Below are 9,802 nucleotides of genomic sequence, written 5' to 3'. Positions count from 1 at the left end.
GGTTTACCCGTCCACAAAATTTGACACAGGCCAGCGCTTCCGAACGGAACCCGTGTTATGGAAATCCCAGGGCTCACTGTTGTGGGCCCCGAGCGTGTCCGGATCACTGGGCCGAACGGCAGCGGAAAGACGACCCTGCTCAACTCTGTTGCAGACGGTAGCGCGGGGTATGTGATTAGGAATGTGGGGTACCTCCGGCAACGCATTGTTCTTGACCCCAACCGGTCAGTTTTGGAATTGGTCTCGGAGGCCAACGCGTCTGCTGACCCGCAGTATATTCGGGACCAACTCGCGCAACTGTTGTTTCAGAATGAGACTGTGCACGCGCCTATTGGAACGCTTTCGGGTGGTGAGCGTTTCCGCGTTGAGTTTGCCCGCGTTCTTCTTTCGTCGCCTGCTCCGCAGCTATTGCTTCTCGACGAGCCCACCAACAACATCGATATCTCAACCGTGAACTGGCTTGTCTCCGCTCTTGAGAGTTATGCAGGTGCGGTTCTTCTCGTCAGCCACGACGAAGACTTCTGTGAGCGTATGAACCTTGACAGGGAAGTTTCCATCGATGATCTGACCTGATGGCCCCTGCAGCTCCCGCAAAATAGTTCCCGGCCGGGGAACTATTTGGGGGTATCGGCCCCTTCTCGACGACATTCGCCCAGGTCGGCACCCCGGCGAGGTAAGAAAGTTCCCGGTTTCGCACTGAGGTCGGGAACTATTTTGCACGCCCGCCGGCTACGGGCGTTGAGGCTCCGTCCCTGACAGATTCCACAAAATCTGTCAGGGTCGATTTTTGACCAGGCACGATGCCGGTCACTGACACATTCCGCCGTACTTTGTCAGCCGCGAGAGGTTGTTAACGGCCCCGCCGGCAGACAGCACCCCACCTACACCGGGCGGAAGGTATCCGGCGACGCGGCCTTCCACTCCTGTGCCCAGGATGACGGCGGGTCTTCGAGCAGCTGGCCCGGCCGCAGCCATTCGTAGATGGAGGCGTAGGAGCGGGACTCGGTCGGGGAGATGTTGCGGCGCAGCATCTCGGGGGTGAGATCCGCCGGGTCGGTGACTCCCATGGAGGCCATGAGGCGCACGGCGGTGTTGACGGTGGTCTTGTGATAGTTGTACACCGCCTGGGACTTGTCTTTGACCACAACGGCGCGGTTGCGGCGCGGGTCTTGGGTGGCGACGCCAGTGGGGCATTCGCCGGTGTGGCAGCGTTGTGCCTGGATGCAGCCGACGGCCATCATCATGGCGCGGGCGGAGTTGGTGTAGTCGGCGCCTTGGATCATGCGCATGACGATGTCGGAGCCGCCGGCGACTTTGCCGGACGCGCCGAGTTTGATTTGGTCGCGCAGGCCGGTGCCGACGAGTGCGTTGTGCACGGTCATCAAGCCGTGGGTCAGTGGCATGCCCATGTGGTCTTCGAAGTCGATGGGGGCGGCGCCGGTGCCGCCTTCGGAGCCGTCGACGACGATGAAGTCGGGTGCGGTGCCGACCTCGCGGATGGCCTTGCAAATGGCAAGTACTTCTCGACGACTCGACACACACAACTTGAACCCCGCCGGTTTACCGCCGGACAGTTCGCGCATCTTCGCGATGAACTCGATCAACTCGACAGGGGTGCTGAACACGCGGTGGGCTGCGGGGCTGATGCAGTCCTTGCCCATGGGCACGTCGCGGATTTCGGAGACTTCTTTGGTGATCTTGTCGGCTGGCAGCACGCCACCGATGCCCGGCTTGGCGCCCTGGCTGACTTTCAGTTCGACCATCTTGACCTGGTCGTCGGCGGCGCGGTCGCGGAACTTAGCGGGGTCGAAGTCGCCGTCGTGGGTGCGGGCGCCGAAGTAGCCGGTACCCATTTGCCAGACGAGGTCGCCGCCGAATTCCTTGTGGTACGGGGAGACGCCGCCTTCGCCGGTGTTGTGGGCGAAGCCGCCCATGGCTGCGCCTTTGTTCAGGGAGCGTACGGCGTTTTTGGACAGGGAGCCGAAACTCATGGAGGACACGTTCAGCATCGAAATGGAGTACGGCTGGGTGCAGTCCTTGCCGCCGATGAGCGTGCGGGGCGGTTCGGAGGGTTCGTCGACAGGCGCGACCGTGTGTACGAGGTGTTCGTGGTTGGTGGCGTAGACGTCCTGGACGGTGCCGAAGGACGTTTCGCTTTGCATGCCCTTTGCGCGTTCGTAAATTGCGTTGCGCTGATCGCGGTTGAAGGGGCGGCCGTCCCAGTCGCGTTCGATGAAGTATTGGCGCAGCTCGGGGCCGATGTCGGTGAGCAGGGTGCGCATGTGCCCGAGTACGGGGTAGTTGCGCAGGACCGGGTTTTTGGTCTGAGTGAGGTCGTGGATGGCCACGCCGCCCAACGCCGCTGCGACGCTGCCGAGGGCGACCTTGGCAAAGTTTCCTGACTTGTCCTTAGGCATGCGCCCCATCATGCCTTAATAATCTGTAGTTGTTGACAGGCACGCGGTTTCGTCGACTAGAGGGTGCGTCCGAGCGCCCGCATTTCCCATCCGGCATTGCGCCATTGTTGCACGTCCAGGACGTTTCGGGCGTCGATAAGCAATTGCTTTTCGACGACCCCAGCAACCCACTCCGGATCCATCTCCCTAAACTGCCCCCATTCGGTAGCGAGGATGGTCAGCTCCGCGCCGCGCAGCGCCTCTTCGAGCGTGTCGGCATAATCGAGGGTTGGGAAGACCTTGCGGGCGTTGTCCATCGCCTGCGGGTCGAAGACGGTGACGTTCGCGCCGGCCAGGGAGAGTTGGCCCGCGACGGCGAGGGCTGGCGAGTCGCGCACGTCGTCCGAGTTCGGCTTAAACGCTGCACCCAGCACCGTGATGTTGCGCCCGATCAGGCTGCCGAGCTCCTCGCGCGCCATGTCGACCACGCGCTGGCGGCGTCGCATGTTGATCGCATCTACCTCACGCAGGAAGGTCAGCGCCTGGTCCGCGCCGACCTCGCCGGCGCGCGCCATGAACGCACGGATGTCCTTCGGCAGGCAACCCCCGCCGAAGCCGAGGCCGGCGCCGAGGAATTTGCGGCCGATGCGGTCGTCGTAACCAATCGCGTCTGCGAGTTGGGTCACGTCTGCGCCGACGATCTCGCAGACCTCGCTCACCGCGTTGATAAACGAGATCTTCGTGGCCAAAAACGCGTTCGCCGACACCTTCACCAACTCCGCCGTCTGCAGGTCGGTGACGATAAACGGGGTGCCGTTGGCCAGCGGCGTCGCGTACACCTCGCGGGCGATTTCCTCCGCGTGGGAGTTCTCGCTGCGGTGTCCTAATACGATCCGGTCCGGCTCGATCGTGTCCTTGACGGCGTATCCCTCGCGCAGGAACTCCGGGTTCCAGGCGATCTCCACGGTCGCGCCTCGGCCGGCGCGACGAGTCAGATCGTCGGCGCGTTCCTGCAGCGCGGCGGCCGTGCCGACCGGGACCGTGGACTTGCCCAGGATGACGTGGTGGCCGTGCAGTTTGGGCACGAGGTCGTCGATAACCGCCTCGACAAAGCGCGTATCCGCCGCATACGACCCGCGCTGCTGCGGCGTGCCCACCCCGATGAAGTGCACGTTGGCGAAGTTGGCGGCCTCGTCGTAATTCGTCGTAAAGCTGAGGCGACCTGCGTCGATGTTGCGCTCCAGCACTTCGGGAAGGCCCGGCTCGTAGAACGGCACCGTGGAGTTCTTCAGCGCCTCAATCTTGTGCTCGTCCACGTCGACGCCAAGCACCTCGTGGCCCAACTCCGCCATGCACGCCGCGTGCGTCGCGCCAAGATAACCAGTGCCGATCACAGTCAGTCGCATGGTGGCCATTATGCCGTGGCGGTGCGGAGGCTGCAGGGCGACGCTGTGGTGGGGTTGATCGTCTAGTTCCCTCGGCAGGCTGCTAGACGATTCGCACCGTATTGCAAACCATCTTCAACATGACCTGGGGAAACGCAGACAAGGCGGGCGGATCGTCTAGCAGTTCGGACCGTCTAGCTAGACGATGCACCACCAGCCCTACTGAAAGTTCAGGTACGCCTTCGACGGGGTCGGGCCGCGCTGGCCCTGGTACTTCGAGCCGAGCGCACCCGAGCCGTACGGAGTGTCAGCCGGGGAGGTCATCTTGAACAGCGCGAGCTGGCCGACCTTCATGCCAGGCCACAGCGTGATCGGCAGGTTGGCCACGTTAGACAGTTCCAGCGTGATGTGTCCGGAAAAGCCAGGGTCGATGAAGCCCGCGGTGGAGTGGGTCAGCAGACCCAGGCGGCCCAGCGAGGACTTGCCCTCGAGGCGACCGGCCAGATCCGCGGGCAGCGTGAAGCATTCCAGCGTGGAGGCGAGGACGAACTCGCCGGGGTGAAGGACGAAGGCGTCGTCGTCGGAAACCTCGACGAGCGTTGTCAGGTCCGGCATCTCCTGCTTCGGATCAATGTGCGTGTACTTCGAGTTATTAAAGACTCGGAAGAACTTATCCAGGCGCACGTCAACCGAACTCGGTTGGACCATCGACGGATCGAAGGGGTCGATGCCGAGGTGGCCGGAGTCAATGGATTCGCGAATGTCGTGATCTGAAAGCAGCACGACACAGAGTGTACTTCCCCACCCCTTGCCCGGTTTTTGGAGCCGGTTCCTGCAGTGCTAAAGTCGTAAAAGCTGCCGGCGTAGTTTAGTGGTAGAACATCAGCTTCCCAAGCTGAGAGTGCGAGTTCGATTCTCGTCGCCGGCTCCAAGGCACTGGTTATTTTTGGGGGCGAAATGGATCAGCGGACGGTCAAATTAGACTCGACGGATCACGGCGAGTTTGTCATCTACCAGACCGAGGACGGATTAACGGAAGTCCATCTGCGAGTTGTCGACAAATCAGTATGGATGACTCAAAGTGAAGTCGCAGATCTCTTTGATATATCTCCGGCAAGCGTGAGCATTCATCTCAAGAATATCTACGCCGAAAACGAGCTGAGCAGGGATCGAACTATTAAAGAAATTCAAATAGTTCGATCTGAAGGAGATCGCGATGTTTCGCGAACACTCAAACATTACAATCTGGATGCGATTGTTGCTGTCGGCTACCGAGTTAAAGGACCAAGAGGAAATCAGTTCCGACGCTGGGCCAGTGAAATACTCCAGGAATATTTGAGAAAAGGTTTCGTCCTCAACGACGAAAAGCTCAAAGACCCCCGCGGAACCGATTATTTCGACGAGCTACTCGCGCGAATCCGGGATATTCGATCCTCCGAAGCTCGCCTCTACCTCAAACTACGAGACATTGTCGCGCTTGCTACGGACTACAACAAAGATAGCCCCAAAACACGCGGGATTTTCAGCTGGATTCAGGACAAACTCCATTACGCAGTTACCGGTCAAACTGCTTCAGAAATCATTGCGACACGTTGCGACCCCGGAGCCGACAACCTGGGGTTATCCACTTTCAAGGGGAAAGTGGTACGGAAAGGTGATGTAGCCACCGCAAAAAACTATCTAACAAATTCCGAGCTCACCACACTCAACCTGCTAGTTTCCCAGTTTTTGGAATATGCAGACCTCCAGACTCGTATGAGAAGCCCTATCTACATGAAGGATTGGTTGGAGAATACCGATTCGTTTATTGAATTCAATGGCTTCGAGCCGTTGAAGGATCGCGGAAGAATCTCGCGCGAAGAGGCCAACAGACTAGCCAAAGAACGCTACGAGCTATTTAATGCTGGTCGGGAATCCGACAATCTAGCCGAAGCTGACGCAAAACTGGTCGAGACCATGAAGCAGATTGACCGCCGGATTCTTGCAGACCGAGCCCGTTTAACACCCCGCGTAACAGACATCCCGGACGAGGAGTCTTAAACCCCTCACGCTTCCGTTGTGCACGCCGTGACGGGCTTATCCGACAGCAGGATGGCGCGGTAGCCGCCACCATCAACCGTGTAGCGCAGGATCTTCCAGTCTGGGTTGTATTCCTGCGCGAGTGCGAGGTCTTCGGGGTTGTGGTTGTGGGCGGTGATGGTGTCGTCGCCAAGTGGTGTGCTCACGCGGAATGTGAGCGTGGTGCCGTCGTGGGCGAGGATGTCGATGGGGAACCAGCAGAATTTTTGGTTCATGGCGCGCAGCACGGGAATGTAGTGCTGGTTGTGGCCGCGGGTGCGTTGGTCGCATTCGCGGTAGGTGCAGGTGCGGCGGGTGGCGGGGCGTTTGGGGAGTGGGACGGTGGCGTCGCCAACGCGTACGGCGGCGGCGCTTGGCGAGTAGTCGAATGTCGCGCCGGTGTTGGCGACGAATTCGTGGCCCTGCGCAGCGCTATCAAACTTTGCGACGACCACCTCACCCGTCTCATCAAGCGTAAACGCAAAGGTCAGCCCGTCCATGCTGCTGAGGGTGGCTGGGGTCCAGTCGGTGGGCATGCCAAAAGACATGGTGCTCCTTGAAATATCGCTCTTCCGGCGCGGCGGTTGCGCGTGCCGGCGGATCTTCCCTCGGGAGCACCGTGCGCGATGAGCGCGGTTGCTAATCGACGAGCCGAGGGGCCTTATCCGTCAGATTTCTTGATCCAAAACGACACAATATAGACCAAGCAGTCTAGTGTCAAGTGGTGCGGCACCCGCTCCCCTACCCGCAGCGGACGATGGGCTGCGGGTCGTAGACGGTGGTCTGGGTTTCACGGGAGAGTTCGTTGCCGGCGAGGTCGTAGATAATGCGGGTATCCGAGGTGGTGAACCCGGGTGCGCCGCCGGACGGCGAGCAGTTCGGGCCGGACACGTTGACCGGCTGCGGGCTGGTCTGGGCCCAGCGGCCGCCGTTGATGGACTGCACGTTGACCGTATTCACTCCCATGAGGCTGACGGTGAGTTGGCCGCCGCCGACGTTGGTGGCGATGCGCACCGGGTAGGGGCTGTCGTTGCGGAACTGCAGGTCGATGGCGCCTTCGTACACGGTGGCTTCGCGGCCGGCCGGGTAGCGGGAGATGTAGTAGGAGTGCGGGGTGTGGGCGACGTCGGTCATGCCGGCGAAGTAGGCCGCGTTGTACAGGGTGGTGGCGAACTGGGAAATGCCGCCGCCGACGGCGGTGTCGGCACGCCCGTTGAGGATGATGCCGGATTCGACGTAGCCCTGGGCGGTGCCGCGGGGGCCGGTGTAGCCGTTGAGGGAGAACGTCTCCCCCGGGTTCACAATCGCGCCGTTGACCGTGTTGGCCACCAGGGCGATGTTGGTGCCCGAAGCACCCGAGTAGCCGCCGGTGGTAAACGAGCCGACCACTTCGTTGAAGGTGGCGTTGTTCGCTTCTTCGGTGGTGAAGTCCGCGGGTACCGGCTTGTAGTCGGCGTCCCAGGAACGCCCCTTGGAACCGAGGACGCGGTCGTTGAAGCCGGCGAGGGTTTTCTCCCAGTCCACAGCGGTGCCGTCGACGGAGGGTTCGACGCCGCCGCCGGTGAGCACGCGGGCGTTTTGCATCTCCACTTCGGTCTCGGCGAGCTGCTCGGCCAGGATGGCTTGCGCGGCTTCGACGTTCACTTTCGGGGCGATCTTGCCGTCGACGTTGGGGAAGCTGACCACCTCGCCAAGCCGCTCCTGCGTGATAGCGGCCTTGTGATCATCGCGACCGGTCACGGTCAGCGGGCCGTCCAAAGCGGCGCGCACGGGGCCGTCCATGGCGGCGCTCATCACAGCGTCGTCGATGGCGGGCGGCACGGGGGTCGGCTCGACATCGATGCCGTCCGGGTTGAGCCAGCCGGTGGTGGTTTCCTCGCGCAGCAGGTCGCGTTCTACTTTCTGGCCGTTGACTGGCTTGGTGGTCTCGGCCTTGCCGGCTTCGACACGGATGGTGCCGTCGGTGGGGTCGAAGTGCAGTTCGTCGCTGATGCGGTCGAGGGTGCGGTTCAGGGCGGTGTCGTCGATACGCGGAACCGCGTCAACCTCCTGGGTGGTGAACAGGCCGCGCAGGCGCGAAATCGGGTTGGCGGTTTCGATGCCGGCGGCGTCCACGGTGGCCTGGTAGTCGATGTCCAGGCCGGACTTCGCGGGCACGAAAGTGGAGGTCTTGTCGCCGGCGCGGACCTCGACGGTCTTGTCAGCAGCGCTGCCGAGTTCGCCCTCGAGCTTCGCGCGAGCCTCGTCGGGTTTCATCGCACCGATGTTCACGCCGCCGACGGTGGTGCCACGCGGGACGTTGCCGCGGTGCATCGCCAGATCCGCCAGGTACACAGCGAGCGCGATGGCGAGGATGCCGAGCAGCACACCGAGCGCGATCTTGCCACCGCGTCCCTTGCTGCTCGCCTTGTGCGAGGTTGCCTTCACCGTAGTCACCCAAACAAGGGTAATGCAGATGTTTGAAAAAGCGGGTTAGAGGTTGTCGTCGATAAGCAATTGCTGCACGCGGGTGGCTGCCTCATCGATGCGGTCTTCGGCGATGTAGCCGTTGTTCACGCACCACACGACGTGGTCGATGATGGCGGGCAGATCCTTACCCGTGGACCACAGCGCCTGGTCGGCGCCGGAGGCGATGGCGCGGGCGACGGCGTCGCGGGTGGGCGCGTAATCGAGGATGCCCCGCATGCCGGACAGGTCATCGGTGACCACGACCCCGTTGAAGGGCACTCCGCCGGGGTAGTCGCCCTCGCGCAGCACGCGGTAGGCCTCGGGGTTCATGGAGCTGGGCACGCCGTTGGGGCCAAGACCCGGCACGATCATGTGGCCCATCATGACGCTAGAGCGCGGGAACTGCGTCAGCAGCGGGCCATAGGGGCGCATGTCTAGGTCGCGGACCTGGTTCAGCGGCGGAGTGACGGCGAGTTGGTGGTGCGTGTCGCCGGAGGCGCGCCCGTGGCCGGGGAAGTGTTTGAAGGTGGGGGTGACGTGGGCGTCGGTGAGCCCCTGAGAGAACAGCGTGGCCACCCGCACGACTTCGGCCGGGTCGCCGTGGAAGGCACGATCGCCCACAACGTCCAGGTCGGCCACGTCGAGGTCCAGCAGCGGCGCGTAGTCCACGTTGATGCCGTGCGCGCGCAGGGAGCGGCCGATGTCCCAACCGGTGCCGCGGATGACCTCCGGCGGGGTGCCGGCCAGCGCGCGCGGCGGCATGAACTCGCCGAGCACGTTGGTGTGGCGCTGCACCCGGCCGCCCTCAAAATCGATAGCGACGGAAAACGGCCTCTCGTACTGTTCCCGCAGCGCATTGATGTTGCGGCCCGACTCGGTGAGCAGCCGCGGGTCCGCCCAACTCGGGATGATCAGCCCGCCGGCACCCTGGTCCAGCGCAAACCGCGCCTGCTCGTAGTTGGTCACGCCGACCACCATCAGCGACGCCACCCGCGCCCGCAGGTCCTCGGGCACGCGTTGTTGCGCGGGGCTTAACAGCGCAGGAGCTTCTTGCTTATCGACGACCCCACCCTCCCGCACCGTCGACGGCGCCGTCACCGCTTCTGGGGTCGGGGTGGCTTCCTCCGCGGGCTCGGGGGCTCCACATCCGGCAAGCGCAACGCACGCGGCAAGCGCAACGGCACGCGTGGCGTGCGCTGCGCGTGCGCCGAAGGCTCGATTCCGCATGTGATTGACCCCTTTGTGGCCCCTTTGTGGCGTGTGAAAACGCCCTTACTCTACTCGCTGCTGGTAGCCTTTTCCGACATGTCCCACGTCGTTGTCCTACCAGAGCCGCTGAAGCGCCACGCTGCGTCCCCTGTTGTGGCGAGCGCTGTCGTTGGCATTGTGCTCGGCGTGGTCGGTGTGCTTGGTATCGCGGCGGCGTCGGGCCAGTCGACGGTGCCGGATAATACGGCCGTTTCCGCTGATGATGCGGTGCTTGGCGGGCCGGAGTACGGCTCGCGGAAGTAGGGC

Annotated in this window: 9 protein-coding genes, 1 tRNA gene and 1 riboswitch; of the genes, 4 read left to right on the top strand and 6 right to left on the bottom strand. The window is 62.6% G+C overall.

The genetic code is table 11. From position 1 onward, the window contains the following. Positions 1–57 precede the first annotated feature (57 nt). A complete protein-coding gene (locus HMPREF3048_RS04790; RefSeq protein ID WP_083316744.1) occupies positions 58–573 on the top strand; it encodes an ATP-binding cassette domain-containing protein in 516 nt (171 codons plus the stop codon). A gap of 308 nt (positions 574–881) precedes the next feature. Here the strand turns inward: HMPREF3048_RS04790 and HMPREF3048_RS04785 are convergent, their stop codons facing one another. From HMPREF3048_RS04785 to dcd, 3 genes are all read right to left on the bottom strand, one after another. Beyond that, a complete protein-coding gene (locus tag HMPREF3048_RS04785; RefSeq protein WP_246818852.1) occupies positions 882–2,417 on the bottom strand; it encodes an FMN-binding glutamate synthase family protein in 1,536 nt (511 codons plus the stop codon). A gap of 56 nt (positions 2,418–2,473) precedes the next feature. Beyond that, entirely contained in the window at positions 2,474–3,802 is a 1,329-nt protein-coding gene (locus HMPREF3048_RS04780; RefSeq protein WP_070771355.1) for a UDP-glucose dehydrogenase family protein, read from the bottom strand. A gap of 198 nt (positions 3,803–4,000) precedes the next feature. Further along, on the bottom strand, positions 4,001–4,564 hold the full coding sequence (gene dcd, locus HMPREF3048_RS04775; RefSeq protein WP_070423298.1) for a dCTP deaminase: 564 nt from the start codon (positions 4,562–4,564) through the stop codon (positions 4,001–4,003). A gap of 74 nt (positions 4,565–4,638) precedes the next feature. Between dcd and HMPREF3048_RS04770 the strand changes: the two genes are divergently transcribed. Together HMPREF3048_RS04770 and rhuM are read left to right on the top strand one after the other, a co-directional pair. Then, positions 4,639–4,712 (top strand) — tRNA-Gly (locus tag HMPREF3048_RS04770). A 26-nt stretch (positions 4,713–4,738) separates the two neighbouring features. Further along, positions 4,739–5,821: a RhuM family protein gene (gene rhuM / locus HMPREF3048_RS04765; protein ID WP_070771345.1), complete on the top strand. Its 1,083-nt coding sequence runs from the start codon at positions 4,739–4,741 to the stop codon at positions 5,819–5,821. A 5-nt stretch (positions 5,822–5,826) separates the two neighbouring features. On the opposite strand, the gene HMPREF3048_RS04760 is transcribed toward rhuM, so the two are convergent. From HMPREF3048_RS04760 to HMPREF3048_RS04750, 3 genes are all read right to left on the bottom strand, one after another. Further along, complete coding sequence (locus HMPREF3048_RS04760) at positions 5,827–6,387, bottom strand: hypothetical protein (protein ID WP_141758857.1); 561 nt, start codon at positions 6,385–6,387, stop codon at positions 5,827–5,829. A 13-nt stretch (positions 6,388–6,400) separates the two neighbouring features. After that, positions 6,401–6,522, bottom strand: a riboswitch (SAM riboswitch). Between the two features lie 58 nt (positions 6,523–6,580). Next, positions 6,581–8,152 carry a VanW family protein gene (locus tag HMPREF3048_RS04755; RefSeq protein WP_083316755.1) on the bottom strand — a complete coding sequence of 524 codons (1,572 nt, stop codon included), beginning with the start codon at positions 8,150–8,152 and terminating at the stop codon, positions 6,581–6,583. Positions 8,153–8,311: 159 nt separating this feature from the next. Beyond that, positions 8,312–9,514: a glycoside hydrolase family 3 N-terminal domain-containing protein gene (locus tag HMPREF3048_RS04750; protein WP_070771343.1), complete on the bottom strand. Its 1,203-nt coding sequence runs from the start codon at positions 9,512–9,514 to the stop codon at positions 8,312–8,314. Positions 9,515–9,592: 78 nt separating this feature from the next. On the opposite strand from HMPREF3048_RS04750, the gene HMPREF3048_RS04745 reads away from it, so the two are divergent. Further along, positions 9,593–9,799: a DUF2613 domain-containing protein gene (locus tag HMPREF3048_RS04745; protein WP_070771353.1), complete on the top strand. Its 207-nt coding sequence runs from the start codon at positions 9,593–9,595 to the stop codon at positions 9,797–9,799. The last annotated feature ends 3 nt before the right edge of the window (positions 9,800–9,802 follow it).

Source organism: Corynebacterium sp. HMSC075D04, from assembly GCF_001815635.1.
Taxonomy (GTDB): Bacteria; Actinomycetota; Actinomycetes; order Mycobacteriales; family Mycobacteriaceae; genus Corynebacterium; species Corynebacterium coyleae.
This window is presented reverse-complemented; position numbering and strand designations above follow the sequence as displayed.